Annotated in this window: 23 protein-coding genes; 13 read left to right on the top strand and 10 right to left on the bottom strand. The window is 70.9% G+C overall.

Features of this window, described 5'->3' with window-relative positions:
• Positions 1-11: 11 nt before the first annotated feature.
• From IM725_RS01355 to fliF, 5 genes are read right to left on the bottom strand one after another with little or no spacing between them, the layout of a single operon-like run.
• A complete protein-coding gene (locus tag IM725_RS01355) occupies positions 12-452 on the bottom strand; it encodes a flagellar export protein FliJ (RefSeq protein WP_193778767.1) in 441 nt (146 codons plus the stop codon).
• Entirely contained in the window at positions 452-1,870 is a 1,419-nt protein-coding gene (fliI, locus tag IM725_RS01350; RefSeq protein WP_193778766.1) for a flagellar protein export ATPase FliI, read from the bottom strand. The genes IM725_RS01355 and fliI overlap by 1 nt, the downstream gene beginning before the upstream one ends.
• Before the next feature lie 31 nt (positions 1,871-1,901).
• Complete coding sequence (locus IM725_RS01345) at positions 1,902-2,603, bottom strand: FliH/SctL family protein (protein WP_193778765.1); 702 nt, start codon at positions 2,601-2,603, stop codon at positions 1,902-1,904.
• Positions 2,584-3,591 carry a flagellar motor switch protein FliG gene (gene fliG / locus IM725_RS01340; protein WP_193778764.1) on the bottom strand — a complete coding sequence of 336 codons (1,008 nt, stop codon included), beginning with the start codon at positions 3,589-3,591 and terminating at the stop codon, positions 2,584-2,586. Before fliG ends, IM725_RS01345 begins: the two co-directional genes overlap by 20 nt.
• 11 nt (positions 3,592-3,602) lie before the next feature.
• Positions 3,603-5,309 (bottom strand): flagellar basal-body MS-ring/collar protein FliF, encoded by a 1,707-nt coding sequence (gene fliF / locus IM725_RS01335; protein WP_193778763.1) that lies wholly within the window; start codon positions 5,307-5,309, stop codon positions 3,603-3,605.
• A gap of 154 nt (positions 5,310-5,463) precedes the next feature.
• Here fliF and fliE point away from each other — a divergent pair, with 154 nt between their 5' ends.
• On the top strand, positions 5,464-5,802 hold the full coding sequence (gene fliE, locus IM725_RS01330) for a flagellar hook-basal body complex protein FliE (protein ID WP_193778762.1): 339 nt from the start codon (positions 5,464-5,466) through the stop codon (positions 5,800-5,802).
• Between the two features lie 33 nt (positions 5,803-5,835).
• Here the strand turns inward: fliE and IM725_RS01325 are convergent, their stop codons facing one another.
• From IM725_RS01325 to IM725_RS01305, 5 genes are all read right to left on the bottom strand, one after another.
• A complete protein-coding gene (locus tag IM725_RS01325) occupies positions 5,836-6,189 on the bottom strand; it encodes a flagellar protein FliT (protein WP_193778761.1) in 354 nt (117 codons plus the stop codon).
• Entirely contained in the window at positions 6,186-6,608 is a 423-nt protein-coding gene (gene fliS / locus IM725_RS01320; RefSeq protein ID WP_193778760.1) for a flagellar export chaperone FliS, read from the bottom strand. The genes IM725_RS01325 and fliS overlap by 4 nt, the downstream gene beginning before the upstream one ends.
• Before the next feature lie 91 nt (positions 6,609-6,699).
• Complete coding sequence (gene fliD, locus IM725_RS01315) at positions 6,700-8,148, bottom strand: flagellar filament capping protein FliD (protein ID WP_193778759.1); 1,449 nt, start codon at positions 8,146-8,148, stop codon at positions 6,700-6,702.
• A 19-nt stretch (positions 8,149-8,167) separates the two neighbouring features.
• Positions 8,168-9,340 (bottom strand): flagellin N-terminal helical domain-containing protein, encoded by a 1,173-nt coding sequence (locus IM725_RS01310; protein WP_193778758.1) that lies wholly within the window; start codon positions 9,338-9,340, stop codon positions 8,168-8,170.
• A gap of 255 nt (positions 9,341-9,595) precedes the next feature.
• Positions 9,596-10,771 (bottom strand): flagellin N-terminal helical domain-containing protein, encoded by a 1,176-nt coding sequence (locus IM725_RS01305; RefSeq protein WP_193778757.1) that lies wholly within the window; start codon positions 10,769-10,771, stop codon positions 9,596-9,598.
• Between the two features lie 312 nt (positions 10,772-11,083).
• On the opposite strand from IM725_RS01305, the gene flhD reads away from it, so the two are divergent.
• The 12 genes from flhD to IM725_RS01245 all read left to right on the top strand — a co-directional run bounded on the left by flhD (position 11,084) and on the right by IM725_RS01245 (position 23,130).
• Positions 11,084-11,419 (top strand): flagellar transcriptional regulator FlhD, encoded by a 336-nt coding sequence (gene flhD, locus IM725_RS01300; RefSeq protein ID WP_193778756.1) that lies wholly within the window; start codon positions 11,084-11,086, stop codon positions 11,417-11,419.
• 38 nt (positions 11,420-11,457) lie between these two features.
• Positions 11,458-11,997, top strand: a complete 540-nt coding sequence (flhC, locus tag IM725_RS01295) for a flagellar transcriptional regulator FlhC (protein ID WP_193778755.1) — start codon at positions 11,458-11,460, stop codon at positions 11,995-11,997.
• 189 nt (positions 11,998-12,186) lie between these two features.
• The gene (motA, locus tag IM725_RS01290; protein WP_193778754.1) at positions 12,187-13,056 is read left to right on the top strand and encodes a flagellar motor stator protein MotA; all 870 of its coding nucleotides are present in this window, start codon (positions 12,187-12,189) and stop codon (positions 13,054-13,056) included.
• A gap of 10 nt (positions 13,057-13,066) precedes the next feature.
• Positions 13,067-14,059, top strand: a complete 993-nt coding sequence (gene motB / locus IM725_RS01285; protein WP_193778753.1) for a flagellar motor protein MotB — start codon at positions 13,067-13,069, stop codon at positions 14,057-14,059.
• Positions 14,056-14,448, top strand: coding sequence for a chemotaxis response regulator CheY (gene cheY, locus IM725_RS01280; RefSeq protein WP_193778752.1), 393 nt, complete (start codon positions 14,056-14,058; stop codon positions 14,446-14,448). The genes motB and cheY overlap by 4 nt, the downstream gene beginning before the upstream one ends.
• Before the next feature lie 11 nt (positions 14,449-14,459).
• On the top strand, positions 14,460-15,059 hold the full coding sequence (locus IM725_RS01275) for a protein phosphatase CheZ (protein ID WP_193778751.1): 600 nt from the start codon (positions 14,460-14,462) through the stop codon (positions 15,057-15,059).
• A gap of 132 nt (positions 15,060-15,191) precedes the next feature.
• Positions 15,192-16,340, top strand: a complete 1,149-nt coding sequence (locus IM725_RS01270; RefSeq protein ID WP_193778750.1) for an EscU/YscU/HrcU family type III secretion system export apparatus switch protein — start codon at positions 15,192-15,194, stop codon at positions 16,338-16,340.
• Entirely contained in the window at positions 16,337-18,430 is a 2,094-nt protein-coding gene (gene flhA / locus IM725_RS01265; protein ID WP_193778749.1) for a flagellar biosynthesis protein FlhA, read from the top strand. The genes IM725_RS01270 and flhA overlap by 4 nt, the downstream gene beginning before the upstream one ends.
• Positions 18,427-19,854, top strand: a complete 1,428-nt coding sequence (gene flhF, locus IM725_RS01260) for a flagellar biosynthesis protein FlhF (RefSeq protein WP_193778748.1) — start codon at positions 18,427-18,429, stop codon at positions 19,852-19,854. The genes flhA and flhF overlap by 4 nt, the downstream gene beginning before the upstream one ends.
• Positions 19,847-20,578, top strand: a complete 732-nt coding sequence (locus tag IM725_RS01255; RefSeq protein ID WP_193778747.1) for a MinD/ParA family ATP-binding protein — start codon at positions 19,847-19,849, stop codon at positions 20,576-20,578. Before flhF ends, IM725_RS01255 begins: the two co-directional genes overlap by 8 nt.
• Positions 20,579-20,590: 12 nt before the next feature.
• Positions 20,591-21,307: an RNA polymerase sigma factor FliA gene (locus IM725_RS01250; RefSeq protein WP_193778746.1), complete on the top strand. Its 717-nt coding sequence runs from the start codon at positions 20,591-20,593 to the stop codon at positions 21,305-21,307.
• A gap of 44 nt (positions 21,308-21,351) precedes the next feature.
• Positions 21,352-23,130: a methyl-accepting chemotaxis protein gene (locus IM725_RS01245; RefSeq protein ID WP_193778745.1), complete on the top strand. Its 1,779-nt coding sequence runs from the start codon at positions 21,352-21,354 to the stop codon at positions 23,128-23,130.
• Positions 23,131-23,159: the final 29 nt, after the last annotated feature.

Raw genomic sequence — 23,159 nt, 5'->3', positions numbered from 1 at the left:
GGCAGGTGGGGTCAGGGGCCCGTGGCGCGGGCGAGCGCGCGGGCGGCGAATTCGTCGCATTCGCGCTGGGCGCGCCGCGATTCCTTGAGGGCGTGCACGGCGGCGCGGCGGCGCACCAGCGTCTGGAAGGCCAGCAGCTTCTGCTGGCTGGCGGCCAGGCGCTGCTGCTGCAGCGTGACGGCCTGGCGCTTGCGCTCCAGGTCATGGCCCTGCAGCAGCAAGGCCTGGTCGAGCCGGGCCATGAAGCCCTGGTAGGTCTGCAGCGAGACCGCGTCCGCCCGGCCCAGGCTGCCGGCCGCCGAGCGCGCCAGGCACTCGACGCGGAACTCGCGCAGCCGGGCCAGCGTGGCCTCGGACTGGCGCAGCGCCTGCACCAGCTGCTGCAGGCGCGCGGACTCCTTGTCGCGTGCGGCGGTGGCGCCCTCGATCAGCGTGGGCAGCAGGTGGTCCATCAGGCGGCCCCCTGCTGCACGGCCAGGGCCATGATCGCCGCCAGCGCGGCGCGGCTGTCGGTGATGGAGGCGCCCTCGCGCATGTCCTGCTGCAGGAAGGCCGCCATCTGCGGCTGCATGCGCATGGCCAGGTCGGTCTGCGGGTCGGCGCCGGGCACGTAGGCGCCTACGGCCAGCAGGTCGCGGTTGCGCTGGTAGCGCGCATACAGCGCCTTGAGCATGCGCGCCTCGCGCAGCTGCTGCGCATCGGTCACGTTGTGCATCACGCGCGAGATCGACTGCTCGATGTCGATCGCGGGGTAGTGCCCCTGCTCGGCGATCGCGCGCGAGAGCACGATGTGGCCGTCCAGGATGGCGCGGGCGTTGTCGGCCACCGGGTCCTGCGGGTCGTCGCCCTCGGTCAGCACGGTGTAGAAGGCGGTGATGGAGCCGCAGCCGTGCAGGCCGTTGCCGGTGCGCTCCACCAGCTGCGGCAGCCGCGCGAACACCGAGGGCGGATAGCCCTTGGTGGCCGGCGGCTCGCCCAGCGCCAGCGCCATCTCGCGGTGCGCCATGGCGTAGCGGGTGAGCGAATCCATCAGCAGCAGCACGTTCAGCCCGCGGTCGCGGAAATATTCCGCCAGCGCGGTGGCGTAGGAGGCGCCCTGCATGCGCATCAGCGGCGGCAGGTCGGCCGGGGCCGCCACCACCACGGCGCGGCGCAGGCCCTCCTCACCCAGGATGTCCTCCACGAATTCCTTCACTTCGCGGCCGCGCTCGCCGACCAGCCCGACCACGGTCACGTCGGCGCGGGTGTAGCGCGCCATCATGCCCATGAGGACCGACTTGCCGACGCCGGAGCCGGCGAACAGGCCCAGGCGCTGGCCGCGGCCCACGGTGAGCAGGGCGTTGATCGCGCGCACGCCCACGTCCAGCGGCTCGCGCACCGGGTCGCGGTCCATGGCGTTGATGGGCTCGCGGTCCAGCGGCTCGGTGCGGGTGCCGAAGAGCGGGCCGCGGCCGTCCAGCGGCGCGCCCGAGGGGTCGATGACGCGGCCCAGCAGCGCCTCGCCCATGGGCAGGCGGCGCAGCCGGTTGGCGTGCGCGGGCCGCTCGGGCAGGGCGCGGCCGAAATGCAGGCCTTCGAAGGGGTAGCGCAGGGGCTCCACCAGCGCGCCGGGCGACAGGCCCTGGATGTCGCCGGTGGGCATCAGGTGCAGGCGGCCGTTGCCGAAGCCCACGACCTCGGCCTCGGTGCTGCGAGCGCCGTCGGTGACGCGGCAGATGCTGCCCAGCGGCAGGTGCAGTCCGGTGGCCTCCATGACGAGGCCGGACACGCGCACCAGGCGGCCGCCGGTGTCCAGCGGGATGCTGCCCGGGGCGACCAGCCGGCTGTGCGCCCGCAGGTGTTCGGAGAGCTTCTGGGCCAGCACGCTCATGCGGCGCCCCCAGGGGCTTGAGAAGCGTGCATCACGGCAGCGGCTCCTCGTCGCGGCCCAGCGCGGCCATCACGGCCTGCCAGCGGGCCTCGAAGCCGGCGTCGGCGACGCCGGTGTCGGCCTCGATGCGGCAGCTGCCGCGCGGCAGGCTCGCGTCCTCCTGGATGCGGGCCTGCACGCCCTGGGCCGCTAAGCCCTTGCGCAGCAGGCCGGCGTCGGCGGGGTGCAGCTGCAGTTCCAGCTGGCCGGCGTTCTCGCCCAGCGTGCGCAGGGCCTCGCGGGCGGCCGGCAGCAGGGCCTGGGAGTCGGTGGCGGGCTCGCGCCGCAGCACCTGGCGCGCGATGTCGATGGCCAGCGACACCAGGTCGCTCGCCACCTGCGATTCCAGTCCCGCCATCTCGGCGCGGAAGCCGTCCATCAGCTGCTGCACCTGGCGCGCCAGGTCGGCCGCCGTGCGCGACTGGTAATCCTCCAGGGCGCGCGAGCCTTCGCGGAAGCCCTGCTGCAGCCCGGCCTGCGCGCCCTGCGCGTGGCCGCGCTGGTGGCCCAGGGCGTAGGCGGCGCGCGCCACGTCGTTGGACAGGTCGCGCATGGTCAGCCGCCGGCGCGGCACCTGGCCCCCCTGCAGCTCGCTCAGGTCGAAGGGGCTGACCTCGCCCAGCGCCTCGGCCGCGATCACGCGGCTGGCGGGTGCGGCGGCGGGCGCCGCGGCCTCAGACGAAGCTCTCGTCACTGCCGCCTCCCAGCATGATCTCGCCTTCGTCCGAAAGGCGCTTGGCGATCTTCAGGATTTCCTTCTGCTGCGTCTCCACGTCGGAAAGGCGCACCGGCCCGCGCGACTCCAGGTCCTCGCGCAGCGTCTCCGCCGCGCGCGAGCTCATGTTGCTGAACACCTTCTCGCGCATCTCGGGCTCCGCGCCCTTGAGCGCGGTGACCAGCTGGTCGCCCTGCACCTCGCGCAGCAGGCGCTGCATGCCCTTGTTGTCCAGCTTGAGCAGGTCCACGAAGGTGAACATCTGTTCCTCGATGCGCTGGGCCAGGTCGGCGTCCTCGTTGCGGATCGCGCCCAGCACCGAGGATTCCACGGAGCTGCCCAGGAAGTTGAGGATCTCGGCCGCCGTCTTGGCGCCGCCCAGCGGCGCCTTGCGCACGCGGTCGCCGCCGGCCAGCACCTTGGACAGCACGTCGTTGAGTTCCTTCAGGGCGTTCGGCTGGATGCCGTCCAGCGTCGCGATGCGCAGCACCACGTCGTTGCGCAGGCGCTCGTCGAATTCCTGCAGCACGCCCGAGGCGTGGTCGCGGTCCAGGTGGACCAGGATGCTGGCGATGATCTGCGGGTGCTCGTTGCGGATCAGCTCGCCGATCGCGCCCGAATCCATCCACTTCAGGCTCTCGATGCCGCTCACGTCGCGGCCCTGAACGATGCGGTCGATCAGCAGGCCGGCCTTGTCGTCGCCCAGCGCCAGCTTGAGCACGTTGCTCACGTAGGCGCCGGTGTCGCTGACCAGCGAGCGGTGGGTGTCCACGGTGTTCTCGAAGCGCGCGAGCACCTCCTCGAACTGCGAGGCGGCGACGGTGGTCAGGCGCGCCATGCGCTCGCCCAGGCGCTGCACTTCCTTGGGCGAGAGGTGCTTGAACACCTCGGCGGCGCAGTCCTCGCCCAGCGCCAGCAGCAGGATCGCTCCCGCGTGCAGGCCTTCGTCTTCCGATGCACTGGCCATGTCGCTGGTCCTCAGGTGGGCTGGCTGGCCCAGTTGCGGACCACGTTGGCCACGGTGGCCGGGTCCTGGCGGGCGATCTGGCGGATGGCCTCGAGCTGCTGGGTGCGGCCCTGGGCCCGCGCGGCCTGGGCGGCGGGCGGCAGCGCGGGTGCGCCGCCCTCGGCGATGGCGGGGGCGTCCAGGGCCAGCGGGTCGGCCACGGTGGCTTCGACCAGGCGGCGCGGCGGCGGGCTGCGCAGCGCGCGCATGGCCGGCCGCACGAAGCCCAGGATCACGATCAGCGCGAGCAGGGGCAGGCCGATCCAGGGCGCGAAGCTGCGCGCCATGTCCAGGGTCTCGGGCTGGCGCCAGAAGGGCAGCTCGGTGCCGGGCACGGGCACGGGCGCGGTGAAGGGCGCGTTGACCACCTGCACGGAATCGCCGCGGTCCTTGCTGAAGCCGATGGCCTCGCGCACCAGCGCGTTGACCTGTTCCATCTGCTGCGCGCTCAGGGCCTGGGCGGCGGCGGCCTTGCCGTCGGGCGCGGCGCGGGCGACGTTGTTCACCAGCACCGCCGCACTCAGGCGCTTCAGGCTGCCGGTGGCGTTGCGCACCACCTTCACCGTCTTGTCGACCTCGTAGTTGGTCTGCGCGTCTCGCTTGACGCCCGTGGCGCCCGCCACCGGGGGCGTGGGCGGCGTGAGGGCCTGCGGCGCGCCATTCACCGGCGAGGTGGGCGTGGCCGGGGGCTGGTTGGACAGGGCGCCGGGGGTGCCGCCGCCCAGGCCGCCCGAACCGGGGCCGCCCGGGGCTTCGGACAGGTGCTGGCTGCGCACGGCCGCCGGGGCGCCGCCCTGGTTGGGCGCGTACAGCTCGGCGGTGGATTCGGTCTGGGTGAAGTCGATGTCGGCGGTGACCTGCGCGCGCACGTTGCCCGCGCCCACGATGGGCTCCAGGATGGCGATGATGCGCTGCGACAGGCCCTGCTCGGTCTGGCGCACGTACTGCAGCTGGGCGTTGTCCAGGCCGGCGACGGCCTCGCCGGTGTCGGACAGCAGGCTGCCGTTCTGGTCCACCACGCTCACGGCGCGGGGGTCCAGCTCGGGCACGCTGGAGGCGACCAGGTGCACGATGCCGGCGACCTGGCCGCGCTCCAGGCTGCGGCCGCCGTAGAGGGTGAGCAGCACCGAGGCCGAGGGCTTCTGCTCCTGGCGCAGGAAGGCGGTCTGCGCCGGCAGCGCCAGGTGCACGCGCGCCGCCTGCACGGCCGACAGCGACATGATGGAGCGCGCCAGCTCGCCCTCCAGGCCGCGCTGGAAGTTCAGCCGCTCCTGGAACTGCGTGGTGCCGAACTTCTGGTTCTCCATCAGCTCGAAGCCCACGGTGCCGCCCTTGGGCAGGCCCTGCGAGGCCAGGCGCAGGCGGGCCTCGTGCACCTTGTCGGCCGGCACCATGATGGCGCCGCCGCCTTCGGAGAACTTGTGCGGCACATTGAGCTGGCCGAGCGCCGTGATGATGGCGCCGCCGTCCTTGTCGCCCACGCTGGCGTAGAGCACGCGCCACTCGGGTTCGCGGCCGGCCGAGATGCCGGTGGCCACCAGCACCGCCAGGGCGACGGCGGCGCCGGCCAGGGCCAGCTTGCTGCGTTGGGGCAGGGCCATCAGGCGGTGCGTGACCGAGCCGATTTGCACGGCATCGCTGACGACGGCGGCGGGGGCGGGGGGGATGCGGTTGTCCATGGATGGGCGTTGGTGTGCTTTTTTCCTGCCCTTGCATTCTTGGCCCTCAAGTCAAGGACTCTTCTGCCGATATGCGCCGGTTTTGCCGTCCTGTTCGGGCCACTGCGTCCGGTACCCGGCCCCTACAGTCACCCCATCCCCAGGAGCTGACGCCATGGCCATTTCATCCATTTCCACCGGCTTGCCCTCGCCCCTGCTCGACGCCCTCAAGCGCAACCAGGCCGCCCAGGGCGGCGGCCTCTCAGTCGCGCCGGCCGCGGCCGGCACGCAGGTGTCGTTCTCGAATGCCTTGCAGCAGGCGCTGCAGTCGGTCAGCAGCGCCCAGAACCAGGCCGGCGAACTCGCCGAAGCCTTCCAGGCCGACCCGTCCAAGGTCAGCCTGGAAGACGCCATGGTGGCGATGCAGAAGTCGCAGATCGGCTTCCAGTCGGCCCTGCACGTGCGCAACCGGCTGGTCTCGGCCTACAGCGACATCATGAACATGCAGGTCTGAGCGGCCTGCGGCCCGCGGCGCGGGCGCGGGGGTTCAGTGCATCCAGGGGCTGGGTTCCGCGACCCAGCCTTCTTGCATGGAGGCCATGGCCGAGGGGTCCGTCGCCGGCGGGGCGGCGCAGATGCGCCGGATCTCGGCGTCGTTGGCCAGTATGGTGCGCAGGATGCGCATGCGCTCGGCCTGCTCGTGCGCATCCGGCGCACGCTGCGCGACCAGGTCGCGCAGGCGGGCGATCACCACCGCGCAGGCGCCCTCCAGGCGGCAGACCGTGTCCCAGTCGGCTTCGCGCGCGGCGCGCAGCATGTCGTGGCTGGCGGCTTCCAGCGCCGCGTAGTGGCGCAGGAGCTCGCTGGGCGCATGCCTGTCCATGATGGTGATCCCCTTCATGCCTGCAGGTCCGTGCGGTTGACCACGGGCCGCGGTGCGATGTCGGCCCAGGCCGAACGCAGTTCGCCCAGCAGGCGTGCCACCTCCTCCAGCGGCACCTCGCTGTCGTGCAGGTTGGCGATGAACAGGCGGGAGACCATGTGCTCGTAGAGCGCGCGCAGGTTGTCGCCCAGCTGGGGGTCGCCGTGGCTCTCGAGCGAGGCCTTCAGGCCCTCGTCGATGATGCGCATGGCCTTGGAGATGGTGGCGTGCTTGACGGCCTTGTCGCCGGTGGCGATCGCGTGGCGGGCCTGCAGCACGGCGGCCATGGCGCCGTCGAACAGCAGCATGACCAGCTGGTGCGGGTCGGCCTGCGACACCGCGGTCACGGTGTTGACCTGGCGGTACTGTTCGATGGGCTGGAGCGGCGCAGTGAACATGGTTTGTACTTCCTTGCCGTTTATTTCGGCACCATGGCCCGGAGCTTGAGCCCGGACGCCGGCGACCCGCCCGCCTGGGTGGCCACCGGCCTCAGGCCAGGCCCAGGGCCTGCTTCATCTGCGCCATCTGCGCGTTCAGGTTGGACATGGTGGTGTCCAGGGCCTGGTACTGCGCCTGCAGGCGGGCCTGGGTGGCGTCCAGGCGGGTCTGCAGGTCGTCCTGCTGCTTCTGGTTGTCCTTCTGGCTGCGCGCGAGACTGTCCAGTTCGCCCTGCACCCCGCCATCAGAGCCGCTCAGGGCCTGGGCCCAGGTCTTGAAGCGCACGGCCATGCCGGCGGTGTTCGGGTCGCCGCCGGTCTGGGCCTGGGAGAAGAGGGCCTGCAGGGCAGCGGGGCTGGCCTTGGAGAACTTGGACGAATCCAGGGAGAGCGATCCGTCCGCCTGCAGCGAGATGCCGGCCGCGCTCAGGCTGTTGGGCGAGCCCAGGCCGCTCACCGTGCCGAACAGCATCTGGTGCATCTGGTTCAGCACCATCAGCGCCCCCGAATCGCCCTGCAGCGGTCCGTTGGCCTTCCCGGTCGGGTCGGCCTGGGTCTGCTGGTGCAGGAAGGTGTTCAGGGCGTTGTAGGCGCCGATGAAGCTGTTCACGTTGCCCTGGATCACCGAGGTCTGCACGCTGGTGGTCACGGTGGCCGGCTGGGCATTGACCTGCTTGAGCGTGAGGGTCACGCCCTGCAGGGTGCCGGTCACGGTGTTCGAGCTGTTGGTCAGCGCGATGCCGTCCAGCGTGTATTTCGCGTCCTGGCCGGCCTGGGTCTGCGTGAGGTTGCGCCCGCTGCCGGCGGCGGCGGCGGGGTCGTAGGCCAGGGCGGAGACGCCGTTCGCGTCGGTGTTGTTGCCGTCGTCGTCGGCCGCCGTGATCTTCACGGTGCTGGCCGCGCCGCTGGCGCTGCGCAGCACCAGCTGGGCGCCGGCCGGGCTGGTGACGATGCTGGCCGTGACGCCCGCGTTGGCGGCGTTGATCGCGTCGCGCACGCCGGAGAGGGTGTTGTTCTGGGCGCCGATCGTGATGTTCACCGCGGCCGCGGCGCCGGGGGTGAAGCTGCCGTCGGCGGCCGTGCTGCCCAGCTGGAGCGTCAGCGTGCCCGTGCCCACCGTGGTGGCGCTGCTGGCGAAGGCGCCGCTGGCCAGCACCTGCGCCGACGCGAGCTGCTGCACCTGCACCGAGTGCTGGCCCGCGCTGGCGGTGTTGTCCGCGCTCACGTCCACGCTGGATGTGTCGCTGCTGGTGGCCCCGATGGGGTTCCAGTTGGAAGCCGTGGTGAGCTTGTTCGCCGCGTCGCTCAGGTTGGCGATCTGGCTCTTGAGCTGGCCGAGGGCGGACACCTCGGTGTTCATGGTCGATGCCTTGGCCTGCAACATCGTCAGCGGCTGTTGCTCCACCGACATCAGCGCGGTCACGATGCTGTTGACATCGAGGCCGCTGCCGATGCCGGCGCTGGACATCAGGGCGCCGCTGGAGGAGACGGAGGAGACCATGGATCAGTCCTTCTCTGGGTCAGCCCTTGAGCAGCTGGAGCACCTGCTGGGGCAATTGGTTGGCTTGCGTGAGCATGGCGTTGCCGGCCTGCTGCAGGATCTGGGCACGCGACAGGTTCGCGGTTTCCGCGGCGTAGTCGGTGTCCATGATGCGGGAGCGGGCGGCGGTGGTGTTCTCCGCGGCGATCTGGATGTTGGAGACCGCGCTTTCGAAGCGGCTCTGCAGGGCGCCGAGGTTGGCGCGGGCGCCGTTGATGGAGTTCAGGGCGGCGTCGCACATCTTGATGGCGGACATCGGGTCCTGGGACACGTCCAGGGTGTCCATTGTCATCGAGGTGGGGGTCGTGCTGCTGGCCACGCCCGCCACGGCAAAGCCCGTGTCGCCCACCGCGGGAGCGGTCGTGGTCGATGCGGTGGTCTGGGCGATCGTGAACTGACCCTGGGTCGAGCTCACGTTGACCACCTTGTTGGTGGCGTCGTAGACCGCCGTGACCCCGGTGGTGCTGGAGCTGGCGTTGATCGCATCCACGATCTGCGCCTGGCGGTCGTTGGAGGAGGAGGCCGCCGCGATGTTCACCGCCAGCGTGGTGCCGCCGTTGTAGGTGATGGTCAGCGAGCTGGCGGCCAGGTTGGGCGTTGCGCCCAGCGCGGTGGACGAGGCGGTGTAGTTGTTGATCTGGCCCAGCGTCTGCAGGCGCGCGTCGGTGATGTTGCCCACGGTGATGGTGTCGCCTGCATTGGCGCCCACCTGGAACGTGGCGGCCGAGAAGCTGCCGTCGAGCAGTCGGGTGCCGTTGAAGGTGGTGGACTGCGAAACACGGCTGATTTCAGCCTTCAGCTGGCCCACTTCGCCTTGCAGGGCCTGCTTGTCGCTGGCGCTGTTGGTGGCGTTCGAAGCCTGCACTGCCAGCTCACGCATGCGCTGAACCATGTCGCCGATCTTGCCCAGCGCGCCTTCGGCCGTCTGCGCGAGCGAGACGCCATCGTTGGCGTTGCGGGCGGCCACGTTCAGGCCGCGCACCTGGGAATTCATGCGCTCGGCGATGGCCAGGCCTGCGGCGTCGTCTTTGGCGCTGTTCACGCGAAGGCCGGAGGACAGGCGCTGGATCGAGGTGTTCAGCGAGGACTGGGAGGTGTTGAGGTTCCGCTGGGTGTTCAGCGAAGCCAGGTTGGTGTTGATCACGGAAGGCATGGTGGCTCCAATCGAAAACAGGTTTTCAACCGGACCGCCTGGGCCGAGACGCACGACTGTCGCTGGCGCCGTCCGCGCAGGTTTCCGGAACGCCCGCCACCATGGCAAGTGCCATGGCGGGGTGGGTATCCGGACTTTCGGGCAAAACCCAGCCTGCCAAAACGCGGAGAAACGGCCCAATCCCCCGCCATTTCGGCGGGAGACCGGTCCGTGCAGAGGGCGGCGAGGGGCCACCTTCCTTGCCTTACTAGGCGATCAGCGCAGCAGCGCGAGGACCTGCTGGGGCAGCTGGTTGGCCTGGGCCAGCATCGCGTTGCCGGCCTGCTGCAGGATCTGGCTGCGCGACAGGTTCGCGGTTTCCGCGGCGTAGTCGGTGTCCATGATGCGCGAGCGGGCCGCCGTGGTGTTCTCGGACGCGATCTGGATGTTGGAGACCGCGCTCTCGAAGCGGCTTTGCAGGGCACCGAGGTTGGCGCGGGCACCGTTGATGGTGTTCAGTGCCTCGTCGCACTGCTTGATGGCGCTCATCGGGTCCTTGGAGACGTCGAGCGAGTCCATGGCCGAGTTCACGAAAGTGCCGCTGGTGGCTGCCGTGGTGGTGAAGCCGGTCGTGCCCGTGCCGCTGCCGGTCTGTTGCACCGAGAAGGTGGTACCCGTCACGCCGGCGCTCTGCGCGGAGCTCAGGGTCACCTTGTTGGTGGTGCTGTCGAAGGAGGCCGTGACGCCCGTGGTGCTGGAGCTGGCGTTCACCGCGTCCACGATCTGGGCCTGGCGCTCGCTGGCCGAGGAGGCGGCGCCGACTTCGATCTTCTGGGTCGAGCCGCTGCCATAGGTGATGGTCAGCTCGGCCGACGTGAGATCCAGGCCGGTGGTGGTGGACGTCACGGCGGAGCCCACGGTGCTGGTGGTCTGGACGCCACCCAGGGTCTGCAGGCGGGCGTCGGCGATCTGGCCGACGGTGATGGTGTCGCCCGCGTTGGAGCCGACCTGGAAGGAAGCGGCCGTGAAGCTGCCGTCCAGCAGGCGCGTGCCGTTGAAGCTGGTCGATTGGGAGACGCGATCGATTTCCGACTTCAGCTGCGTCACTTCGCCCTGCAGGGCCTGCTTGTCGCTCGCGCTGTTCGTCGCGTTCGAAGCCTGCACCGCCAGTTCACGCATGCGCTGCACCATGTCGCCGATCTTGCCCAGCGCGCCTTCGGCGGTCTGCGCCAGGGAGACGCCGTCGTTGCCGTTGCGGGCGGCCACCGTCAGGCCGCGGACCTGGGCGTTCATGCGCTCGGCGATGGCGAGGCCGGCGGCGTCGTCCTTGGCGCTGTTGATGCGCAGGCCGGAGGACAGGCGCTGGATCGACACGTTCAGCGAGGACTGCGAGGTCGACAGGTTGCGTTGCGTGTTGAGCGACGCGAGGTTGGTGTTGATGATGGAAGACATGGACGAGATCCTCAAAACGGGCCTGGGCCCTGGTTGAACACCGCGAATCTGTCGCGGCCCTGGCGGGGTACGCCCCGTTGCCAGCAGTCTTCGGCGCGTTGCCGCGCGGCTTGAGGAATTTCTTTTGCGGCTTGTCAAGTCCCCGGCGGCCGTTCGCCGTCACAAGGGCTTGAGGGCGTGCTTGCCTGTTTTTCAACCCCTAGGCAATTTCCTTAGGGGTCATGAGCAAAGCGCGTATTCAGTTTGCGTTTACGTTGCTCACACTTCGTCACATTGAAGCAGCAATCCGAAACAACTTACTCCGGAGCCCCCATGACCTCGCACCAACTCACCAACGAGATCCGTGACCTGAACCTCTCGTACCTGATGCTCGCCCAGGCCATGATCCGCGGCGACAAGGCCCAGGCCCTGTACCGCCTGGGCATCACCGAGGACGTCGCCGAGCTGCTGATGCAGATGTCCCCGCAGCAGTTGGTGCGCGTGGCCTCGCGCAACGTGCTGCTGTGCACCGTGCGCTTCGGCGACGAGCTGATCTGGGGCCTGCTGACCGACAGCCACGCCCCCCGCGCCGAGATGGACGCCAACGTGGACCGCCTGCACGCCAGCGTGCTGATGGCCGGCCAGGTCGGCGCCGGCCTCGCCAACTGAGGCGGCCCACGCATCTTACGCATCCCGAGGAGCTAGCCATGAAATCCAAGAGCCTGCTGGACGAGAACCTGGACGTCACCCGCGCCATCGAGCTGATCAAGCTGGGCGCGCGCATGGCAGTGCTCGAGGCGGAGACCAACCTGTCGCACGAGCGCCTGGTCCGCCTGTACCGCGAAGTCACCGGCGAGTCGCCCTCCAAGGGCCAGCTGCCGTACTCCACCGACTGGTTCATCTCGTGGCAGCCGAACATCCACAGTTCGCTGTTCATGAACATCCACGAGAACCTGAACAAGACCAGCGCCCTGGAGAGCGTGGACCTCCTGATCAAGGCCTGGCAGCTGTATTGCGAGGAATCGCGCATCATGGGCGTGGAGCCGCAGCTGTCCATCACCCGCGCCTGGCGCCTGGTGAAGTTCGTCGACAGCGACATGCTGTGCCTGACCCGCTGCGGCCACTGCAACGGCCAGTTCGTCACCCACACCCACGAGTGGGACAACCGCTACAAGCCCTTCGTGTGCGGCCTGTGCGAGCCGCCCGCCCGCGCCGGCAAGAGCCGCCGCGTCGGCGCCATCCGCTGACACGCGCCCGGCCCCGGAACCGATTCGCCTGCTTCTCTCCCGCCCCCCGCCATGGGGGGTTTTTTTTCGTCCCGTGTTTTCGGCAGCCCGGCCAGGCCCTCCCGCTCAAGAACCCCGCCCTGCTGCCGAAACCTTGGCTGTGCAGCCCGGCAGTCCCGCCGCTGCCGCCACAAGGGAAGTGATTCATCCATGTTCGTGATTGCAGGCTATGTGATGGTGCTGGGGTGCGTGCTGGGGGGCTATGCCCTGGCCGGCGGCAACTTCGCCGTCATCGTCCACGCCGCCCCGCACGAACTGTTCGTGATCGCCGGCGCCGCGATCGGCGCCTTCCTGGTCGGCAACAGCGGCAAGACCATCAAGGCCACCTTCAAGTTCGTGCCCAGCCTGCTCAAGGGCTCCAAGTACAGCAAGGCGCGCTACATGGAGCTGATGTCGCTGCTCTACGACGTGCTGGTCAAGGCACGCAAGGAAGGCCTGATGTCCATCGAGTCGGACATCGAGAAGCCGGAAGAGAGCGCGCTGTTCAGGAAGTACCCCATCATCAGCGCCGACCACCACCTGATGGAGTTCATCACCGACTACCTGCGCATGATGGTCTCGGGCAACCTGAACGCGCACGAGATCGAGAACCTGATGGACAACGAGATCGAGACCCACCACCACGAGGCCTCGGTTCCCGCCAGCGCGATCCAGACCGTGGGCGACGGCCTGCCGGCCTTCGGCATCGTGGCCGCCGTGCTGGGGGTGGTGAAGACCATGGCCTCGGTCGGCGCCTCGCCGGCCGTGCTGGGGCAGATGATCGCCGGCGCCCTGGTCGGCACCTTCCTGGGCATCCTGCTGGCCTACGGCTTCGTCAGCCCGCTCGCCCAGCTGGCCAACCAGAAGGTCGACGAGGCCACGAAGGAGCTGCAGTGCGTGAAGGCCACGCTGCTGGCCAGCGTGCAGGGCTACGCCCCGGCGGTGGCCCTGGAGTTCGGCCGCAAGGTGCTGTATTCCACCGAGCGTCCCGGCTTCGCCGAGCTGGAAGGCCACGTCAAGGGCCAGAAGAAGCCCGCCTGAAGGAAGCACCATGAGCGCCCCCGGAAAACTCCAGCCCATCATCATCAAGCGCGTCAAGAAGGGCGGCCACGGCGGTCACCATGGCGGCGCCTGGAAGATCGCCTACGCCGACTTCGTCACCGCCATGATGGCCTTCTTCCTGCTGATGTGGCTGCTGGGCTCCACCGCCCAGGGCGACCTGCAGGGCATCGCCGCCTACTTCCAGAGCCCGCTCAAGGTGGCGCTCACCGGGGGCTCGGGCTCGGGCGATTCCTCCTCCATCATCAAGGGCGGCGGCACCATCCTCACCCGCACCAACGGCAGCGTGAAGCGCGGCGAGATCGAGGCGCCCAGCAAGACTTTCAACCTGCAAGCCCTGCGCTCGGAGGTCGAGGCCGCCGACACCAACCGCATGAAGAAGGTGCAATCGCAGATCGAGGGCGCCATGCAGGCCAACGCCGTGCTGGCGGGCCTGAAGAAGCAGCTGCGCATGGACATCGTGCCGGACGGGCTGCGCATCCAGATCGTGGACGAGCAGGGCCGCCCCATGTTCGACAGCGGCAGCGCCCGGGTGAAGGACTACATGCGCGAGCTGCTGCGCAACATCGGCCGCCTGGTCAATGATGCGGACGGCCGCGTGGTGCTGTCCGGCCACACCGACGCCTCGCCCTACAGCGGCGGCGAACGCGGCTACTCCAACTGGGAGCTGTCGGCCGACCGTGCCAACGCCTCGCGCCGCGAGCTGCTCGCCGGCGGCCTGGCCGAGGACCGCGTGGTGCGCGTGCTCGGCCTGGGCTCCTCCGTGCCCTTCGACGCGGCCGACCCGCAGAGTCCGCTGAACCGCCGCATTTCCATCCTGGTCCTCGGCCAGCTGGGCAGCGCCCGCTGGGCCTCCGGCACCGAAGTGCCGGTGTCCGAGGCCCAGGCCCTCGAGAAGATCCTCAGCCAGCGCGAAGGCGAGGCCGCCCCTGCGGCGGCCCAGCCCGACGCCACCCCTTCCAACGTCCCCGGAGCCAAGCCATGAGCACCCCCGATCTGAAGTTCCTGATCGTCGACGACTTTTCCACCATGCGACGCATCGTGCGCAACCTGCTCAAGGAAGCCGGCCACGCCAACGCCGACGAGGCGGAGGACGGCGTGGCGGCCCTGCAGAAGCTGCGCGGCGGCGACTTCGATTTCGTCGTGTCCGACATCAACATGCCGAACATGAACGGCTTCGAGCTGCTGTCGCAGATTCGTGCCGATCCCCAGCTCAAATCCCTGCCGGTGCTGATGATCACCGCCGAGGCGCGCAAGGAGGACATCGTGCTCGCGGCACAGAACGGCGCCTCCGGCTACATCGTCAAGCCCTTCACCAAGGCGACGCTGGAAGAGAAGGTCACCAAGATCCTGCAGAAGTTGGCCGCGGCCTGAAGGAGCACCCCATGGCCGAAGTACTCACCGCAAAGCCCGACGAGGCCCAGCATTTCTACCAGCGGGTGGGCGAGATCACCCGCCAGCTGCACGACGCCCTGCGCGAGCTGGGCTACGACAAGCAGATCCAGTCCTCGCTGGGCCGGCTGCCGGACGCCCGCTCGCGCCTGTCCTTCATCGCCCGCGTGACGGGCGAGGCGGCCGAGAAGGTGCTCAACACCGTGGACGCGGCCCAGGCCCGGCAGGGCCTGCTGCTGGACGAAGTCACCCGGGTGGAGGCCATGCTGGACAGCGGGCGGCCCCCCGCCGGCGCGCTGCGCGACTTCACGAAGTTCGTGCGCGACAACGCCGAGGCGACGCACACCCAGCTGACGGAGATCATGATGGCCCAGGACTTCCATGACCTGACCGGCCAGACCGTGGGCAAGGTGGTGCAGACCGCCGCCGACCTGGAGGACAAGCTGCTCAAGCTCCTGCTGGACGCCTCCCCGCCCGAGGTGGTGGCCGAGCACGGCATGCTGGACGGCCCGGTGGCCGATGCCACCGGCCGCACCGACGTGGTGACCGACCAGGCCGGGGTGGACGACCTGCTGGAGAGCCTGGGGTTCTGATCCGCCCGCGGCCCCGCGGGCCGCCGGCGACCCGGGGCGCCGAGAAACCCCGGTTTCCCCCCTTTCTTCCACCCTTAAGGAAGTCGCGCGCGACAGAACAATGGCTGCACTACCCCTGCAAGCCAGCGTTCCATGTCCGCCTCCGAAGCCAGTCGCGAAGACCGCCACCTCCCGGCGTCGGAGCGGCGTCTGCAGCAAGCCCGTGAAGAGGGCCAGCTGCCGCGCTCGCGCGAACTGGCGCACCTGGCCGCCATCCTGGGCATGCTGGGCCTGCTCACCGCCGGTGGCCCCTGGCTGGGCCGCCAGGCCCTGGCCATCGTGGCCGCCGGCCTCACCTTCGATCGCCAGGCCGCCTTCGAGACCGGCCGCCTGGCCCCCCGGCTCGCCGCCTTCGGCCTGCAGGGCCTGGAACTGATCGTCCCGGTCGCCGGCGCGCTCGCGCTGGCGCTGGCCGCCGCGGCCGTGGCCGTGGGCGGCTGGAACTTCACGCTGCAGGCGCTGGAGCCGAAATTCGACCGCGTCAACCCGCTGGCCGGCATCTCGCGCATGCTGGGCTGGCGCCACCTGCTGGGCCACCTGCGCCTGGTCGCGATGGCCGCCGGCCTGGTCGGCGGCGGCGCCTGGTACGTCGCCCATCACGCGCAGGATATCGACCTGCTGGCCCGCGTGCCGCTGGCCCAGGGCCTGGCCGAGGGCAGCGCCTGGCTGGCCAGCGGCCTCACCCTGCTGGTGGGCGTGTGCGTGCTGTCGGCCCTGGCCGACGTGCCGCTGCAGATCTTCAACTTCCGCGCCGAGATGCGCATGACGCACGAGGAAGCGCGCCAGGAGAACAAGGAATCCGAGGGCGACCCGCACATGAAGGGCGAGCGCCGCCGCCGCGCCCGCGAGCTCTCGCGCGGCCGCATGCTGGCCGACGTGCCCAAGGCCAGCGTGGTCGTCACCAACCCCACGCACTACGCCGTCGCGCTGCAGTACGACGAGCACAGCCCGGGCGCGCCGCGCATCGTGGCCATGGGCGCGGACCTGCTGGCGCTCAAGATCCGCGAGGTGGCCGCCGCCTCGCGCGTGCCGGTGCTGGAGGCGCCGCCCCTGGCGCGCGCGCTGTTCCGCCATGGCGAGGTCGGGCGCGAGATCCCGGTCGAGCTGTACAACGCCGTCGCGCAGGTGCTGGCCTGGGTGTACCGCCTGCGCACCGCGCTGCGTCCGCCGGCCGAGCCCGTCATCGAGGTGCCGGCCGGCATGGACCCCAAGGAACAGGCCGCCGAGGAGGCTGAGGCATGAGCACGCCCACGCTGCCCGCGCCCGCCGCCGGCAAGCCCGGCCTGATGGCCCTGATGCCGCACCCGCGCGCCCTGGGCGCGCCGGCGCTCATCGTCATGGTGCTGGCCATGATGCTGGTGCCGCTGCCGCCCTTCGCGCTGGACCTGCTGTTCTCCTTCAACATCGCGCTGGCGCTGGTGGTGCTGATCGTCTCCAGCTACACCCAGCGCACGCTGGAATTCGCCAGCTTCCCCAGCGTGCTGCTGGTGACCACGCTGCTGCGCCTGTCGCTGAACGTGGCCTCCACCCGCGCGGTGCTGCTGAACGGCCACACCGGCACCGGCGCCGCCGGCCAGGTGATCGAATCCTTCGCCCACTTCCTGATCGGCGGCAGCTTCGCGGTCGGCATCGTGGTGTTCGCGATCCTGACCATCATCAACTTCGTGGTCATCACCAAGGGCGCGGGCCGCATCGCCGAGGTGTCGGCGCGTTTCGCCCTGGACGCCATGCCCGGCAAGCAGATGGCGATTGACGCCGACCTGGCCGCCGGCAGCATCAACGAGAAGCAGGCCCGCCAGCGCCGCAGCGAAGTCACCCAGGAGGCCGAGTTCTACGGCTCCATGGACGGCGCCTCCAAGTTCGTGCGCGGCGATGCGATCGCCGGCATCATGATCCTGTTCATCAACGTGATCGGTGGCCTGGCCATCGGCATGTTGCAGCACAACCTGCCCTTCGGCACCGCCGTCGAGAACTACACCCTGCTGGCGATCGGCGACGGCCTGGTGGCCCAGGTGCCGGCGCTGGTGATCTCCGTCGCCGCCGGCCTGATCGTCTCGCGCGTGGGCGAGGACGACATCGGCAAGCAGGTGGCGGCGCAGCTCTTCTCCATCCCGCGCGCGCTGGGCCTGACGGCCGGTGTGCTCGCGGTGCTGGGCCTGGTGCCCGGCATGCCGCACATCCCCTTCCTGGTGCTGGCCGGTGCCTGCGGCTGGGGCGCCTGGGCGCTGGCCCGCATCGCCGCCCGCCCCAAGGCCGCCGACCCGACCGCCGCGCCCCCGGTGCCGCAGGCCAACGCCGAGGCGAGCTGGGAGGACGTCACCCCGGTGGACACGCTGGGCCTGGAAGTGGGCTACCGCCTGATCGCGCTGGTGGACAAGAACCAGGGCGGCGACCTGCTGGCCCGCATCAAGGGCGTGCGCAAGAAGTTCGCCGGCGAGGTCGGCTTCCTGCCCCCGGCGGTGCACATCCGCGACAACCTGGAGCTGCACCCCTCGGCCTACCGCATCCTGCTCAAGGGCGTGGTGGTGGGCGAGGGCCAGGCCTTCTCGGGCATGTACATGGCCATCAACCCCGGCCACATCAAGGTGCCGCTGGCCGGCACCGCCACCAAGGACCCGGCCTTCGGCCTGGACGCGGTCTGGATCGAGGCCCGGCTGCGCGAGGGCGCGCAGGCCGCCGGCTACACCGTGGTCGACGCCGCCACGGTGCTGGCCACGCACCTGAACCACGTCATGCAGTCCCACGCGGCGGAGCTGCTGGGCCGCGGCGAGGTGCAGGAGCTGCTGGACCACACCAAGAAGTTCGCGCCCGCGCTGGTCGACGAGACGGTGCCCAAGATGGTGCCGCTGGCCACGCTGCAGAAGGTGCTGCGCAACCTGCTGGACGAGACCATCCACATCCGCGACCTGCGCGGCATCCTCGAGCTGCTGGCCGAGAACGCGCATGTGCAGGACGCCGAGGAGATGACGCGGCTGGTGCGCGTGGGCCTGGCCCCCGCCATCGTGCAGACGCTGTACGGCCCGGTGCGCGAGCTCGGCATCCTGGCCGTGGAACCCGGCCTGGAGCAGGTGCTGGTGCAGGCGCTCGCGCCGCAGTCGCCGGCCCCCCTGGACCCCGCCATGGGCGAGCTGCTCTGCGAGCAGGCCGCCCAGGCCGCCAAGGCACAGGAGGAGTCGGGCCTGCCCGCCTGCCTGCTGGTGCCTGACCGCATCCGCAGCGCCATGGCGCGACTGCTTCGCCGCAAGGCCCCCCGGCTGCACGTGCTCGCCCATTCGGAAATTCCGCGCAGCCATTCCATCCAGATCCAGCGCGTGATCGGAGTGACACCATGAACGTCAAACGCTTTGTCGGCAAGAACGCCCGCGAGGCCATGGCCCAGGCCCGGGCCGCCTTCGGCGACCTCGCGGTCGTGCTTTCCAACCGCCCGGTGCCGGGCGGCGTGGAGATCCTGGCCATGCCCAGCGCCGAGGCCGCGGCCCTGCCTGCGCCGGCCGCCGCGCCCGTGCGCTCGGTGCGCCGGGCCGAGGCCACGCCCGCCGATGCCGCCGCGCCCATGAGCACCGTGTCCTTCCAGGAATTCGTGCGCGAGCGCCAGCGCCAGGACTTGCTCGCCGGCGCCGCCCAGCCGGCGGCCCTGCCGCCCGCGCCGTCCTTCGAGGCCAGCGAGCCGCCGCCAGCCGTCCCGCGCGTCGCGCCGGTGGAGCCGGGCCGTTTCGCCGCCGAGGCGCTGTCGCAGGAGATGCAGTCTCTGCGCCCGCAGCCGGCCGCCGTGCGCGCCTTCGAGGAGGCCGCGCAGATCGGCCCCGACCCGGCGGCGCTGATGGCCGAGCTGCGCGCCATGCGCAGCATGATCAGCTCGCAGCTGGCCGGCCTGTCCTGGTTCGACAGCGTGCGCCGCAGCCCCACCCAGACGCACCTGCTGCGCCTGATGCTGGGCAACGGCTTCTCCACCGCCATCGCCCGCCAGCTGGTGCAGCGCGCGCCGCAGGACGGCAGCGAGGCGCAGGCCGAGAAGTGGCTGCTGGACGTTCTCTCGCACAACCTGCGCTGCACCGGCGAGGAAGACTCCCTGCTGGCCCAGGGCGGCGCCTTCGCGCTCGTGGGCCCCACCGGCGTCGGCAAGACCACCACCTGCGCCAAGATCGCGGCCCACTTCGCGGCGCGCCACGGCGCGGCCTCGGTGGGCCTGATCACGGTGGACACCTACCGCATGGCGGCCAGCGACCAGCTGCGCGCCTTCGGCCGCCTGCTCAACATCCCGGTGCACACCGCGCGCGACGGCGCCTCGCTGGCCGACCTGCTCAACCTCTTCGCCGGCAAGAAGCTGGTGCTGGTGGACACGGTGGGCGTGGGCCAGCGCGACCGGCGCCTGTCCGAACTCTTCGCCGCGCTGCCGGCCGGCCGCCTGCAGCGCATGGTGGTGCTCAACGCCGCCGCGCAGGCCGAAACCCTGGACGAGGTGGCCGTCGCCTATGGCGCCGGCAACGGCACGCGCTGCGTGATCAGCAAGCTGGACGAAGCCGTGAAGACCGGCGCCGCCGTCGACGTCGCCATCCGCCACAAGCTGCGGGTGGAAGGCTTCGCCAACGGCCAGCGCGTGCCCGAGGACTGGCATGCCGCCGACGCCCGCGTGCTGGTTCAGAAGGCGCTGATGAAGCCGGCCAGCAGCGCCTGGGCGGCCGACGACGCCGAACTGGGCCTGCTGGTCACCACCCCCAGCGACGGCCGCAGCGGCCCCGGAGCGCGTCATGCTTGATGGCGGACTGGACCAGGCGGCCGGCCTGCGCGCGCTGATGGCGCCGCCGGCGCTGGGCGTGCTGGCCTTCCCCCTGGCCGAGCACCAGGGCCCAGCGCCCTGGATCGCCCAGCTGGCGCAGGCCCTGGCCTCGCTGGGGCGCCGCACCCTGGTGGTGGACGCCGGCCGCGGCGCGGTCACCTCGGCCTTCGGCCTGCGTCCGCGCCTGGAACTGATGGACCTGCTGCAGGGCGACCATGCCTTCGACGAAGTGGCCCAGCCCGCCGCCGGCGGCGTCTGGGTGCTGCGCGCCGACCGCGGCGTGGAAGCCTTCGCCGCCTCGGGCGAACCCTCCTGGCGCCTGCTGGAGGCCTTCTCGCGGCTGCAGCAGGGCTTCGACGAGCTGCTGCTCGCCATGCCCGCCGGCGAGCTCGCCTGCCTGGCCGCGCCGCAGGAGAGCGTGCCCATCGTGAGCCTGTTTCCCGGCACCGCCGGCACCGTGCACGCCTACGGGCTGGTCAAGCAGCTGGCCGAGGGCTTCGGCTACCGCCGCTTCGCCTGCGTGGTGCAGGGCGCGGCCGACGAGGCCCAGGCCCGCACCGACCACGCCCGCATCGCCGCGGCCGCGCTGCGCTTCCTGGACGTGGACGTGCGCTACGCCGGCCGCGTCGACTCCCCGGATGCCGCCGGGCTGCGCCTGGCCGCACAGTCCCTGCTCGAAACCGCCGTCATGCCTTTGCACTGAGGAAGAAGAACCATGTACACCGCCAAAGGAACCCTGGACTCCCAGGCCAGCATCGAGCAGTACCTGCCCATGGTGCGCCGTGCCGCGACGCGCATGGTGGGCCGGCTCCCGGCCAACGTGGAGCTGGACGACCTGGTGCAGGCCGGCGTGATGGGCCTGATGGAGGCCATGCAGCGCTACGAGGCCGGCCATGGCGCGCAGTTCGAGACCTTCGCCCTGCAACGCGTGCGCGGCGCGATGCTGGACGAGTTGCGCGGCACCGACTGGGTGCCCCGCTCGGTGCGCAAGAGCCAGCGCGACATCGCCGAGGCGGTGCGCGTGCTGGAGCACCGGCTGCGCCGCGCGCCCAGCGACAGCGAGATCGCCAAGCAGATGGGCGTCACGCTGGAGGACTACCACGACATGCTGGTGGACGTGCGCGGCGCGCAGCTGGTCTACACCGACGACTACGAAGCCGACGACAACGACACCCATTACCTGGACCGCCACGTCGAGCCCGACGCCTCGGCCGACCCGGCCGCCAAGCTCTCCGACCGGCGCTTCCGCGAGGCCCTGGTGGCGGCCATCGAGGACCTGCCCGAGCGCGAGCAGTACGTGATGAGCATGTACTACGAGCACGACATGAACCTGAAGGAAATCGCCGCCGTGCTCGGCGTGACCGAATCCCGGGTCTGCCAGCTGCACAGCCAATCGGTGGCGCGGCTGCGGGCCCGCCTCAAGGCGTGGTAGGCCCACACGCGCACCTGTCCCCTCCCGATCCCCGGAGCCCCGTCATGAATGCCACCCGTTCCACCAAACTCAGCACCAAGCTGGGACTCGCCTTCGCCGTCATGCTGGCCCTCACGCTGCTGGTCGGCGGCGTCGCCCTGAACCGGCTGGTCCAGGTCAACGCCGCCGCGCAGGACATCGCCGGCAACTGGCTGCCCAGCATCAAGGTGCTGGGCGAGATCCGCACCACGGCCAACCAGCTGCGCCGCGCGGAAGCCAACCTGCTGCTGGCCCTGGACGCGGCCGACCTGGATTCGCAGGTCAAGAAGCTGGACGAGCTGCGCGTGGTGCAGCAGGGCCTGCTCGCGCGCTACGAGCCCCTGATCAGCTCGGCCGACGAGCGGCAGCACTTCGAGCAGTTCGCCAGGCACCGCCAGGCCTGGATCGCGTTGCGGCCCCGGCTCATCGAGCTCGCGCGCGGCGGCGAGAAGGCCGCGCCCGCCGGCCGTGCGCTGTTCCACGGCGATTCCAGCAGTGCCTTCACCGCCATGGCCAGCGAGCTGGGCGCCCTGGTCGACATCAACGACAAGGGCAGCAAGGTGGCCGCCGCCGAGGCGGCGCATGCCTACGACACCGCCCGCACCTGGATCTTCGCCATCGGCGGGCTGTCGCTCGTGATCGCCTGCGTGCTGGCGCTGCTGATCGTGCGCAACGTCACCGGCCAGATCGGCGGCGAGCCCGCCGACGCCGTGGCGCTGGCCCGGCGCGTCGCCGACGGCGACCTGAGCCTGGCCATCCACACCCGTCCGGGCGACGACCGCAGCCTGCTGGCCGCGCTGCGCCGCATGCAGGAAAGCCTGTCGGCCATCGTCGGCGGCGTGCGCGGCAACGCCGACGGCGTGGCCACGGCCAGCGCGCAGATCGCGCAGGGCAACCAGGACCTCTCCAGCCGCACCGAGGAGCAGGCCTCCGCGCTGCAGCAGACCGCCGCCTCCATGAAGCAGCTGGCCGGCACGGTGCAGCAGAACGCGGACAACGCCGAGCAGGGCAACGCGCTCGCGGAGCAGGCCTCGGGCGTCGCCGCGCGCGGCGGCGAGGTGGTCGGCCAGGTGGTGCAGACCATGAAGGGCATCAACGAGAGCTCGCGCAAGATCGCCGACATCATCAGCGTCATCGACGGCATCGCCTTCCAGACCAACATCCTGGCCCTGAACGCGGCGGTGGAAGCCGCCCGCGCCGGCGAACAGGGCCGCGGCTTCGCCGTGGTCGCCAGCGAGGTGCGCAACCTGGCCCAGCGCAGCGCCGACGCCGCCAAGGAGATCAAGGCCCTCATCACCGACAGCGTGGGCCGGGTGGAGCAGGGCACGGCCCTGGTCGACCAGGCCGGCGCGACCATGGGCGAGGTCGTCGACTCCATCTCGCGCGTGACGCAGCTGATGGCGGGCATCGCCGCCGCCAGCCGCGAGCAGAGCGCCGGCGTGGCCCAGATCGGCGAAGCCGTGAACCAGATGGACCAGGCCACGCAGCAGAACGCCGCGCTGGTGGAGCAGAGCGCCGCCGCCGCCGACAGCCTGAAGTCCCAGGCCGCGCAGCTGGTGGGCGCGGTCTCCGTGTTCCGCGTCGCCGGCAGCCCGGCGGCCAACGCGCCCATGGCGCCCACCCTGGCGCTGGCCCGGCCGGCCGCGCGGCCCGCCGGCCTCGCCGCGCCCCGGCCCGCGGCCCTGGCCGCCCCCCGGCCGGGCGCAGCCAGCCGCGCGCCGGCCTCGCGCACCGTGCCCGCCCTGCCGGCCGCCGCCCCGGCGGCGGCCCGCACCGGCACCGACGACGACTGGCAGAGTTTCTGAACGCAGGGGGGCGGGGCTTGGCCGCATGC

It is taken from the genome of Ramlibacter aquaticus (assembly GCF_015159745.1).
GTDB lineage: Bacteria > Pseudomonadota > Gammaproteobacteria > Burkholderiales > Burkholderiaceae_C > Ramlibacter > Ramlibacter aquaticus.
This window is presented reverse-complemented; position numbering and strand designations above follow the sequence as displayed.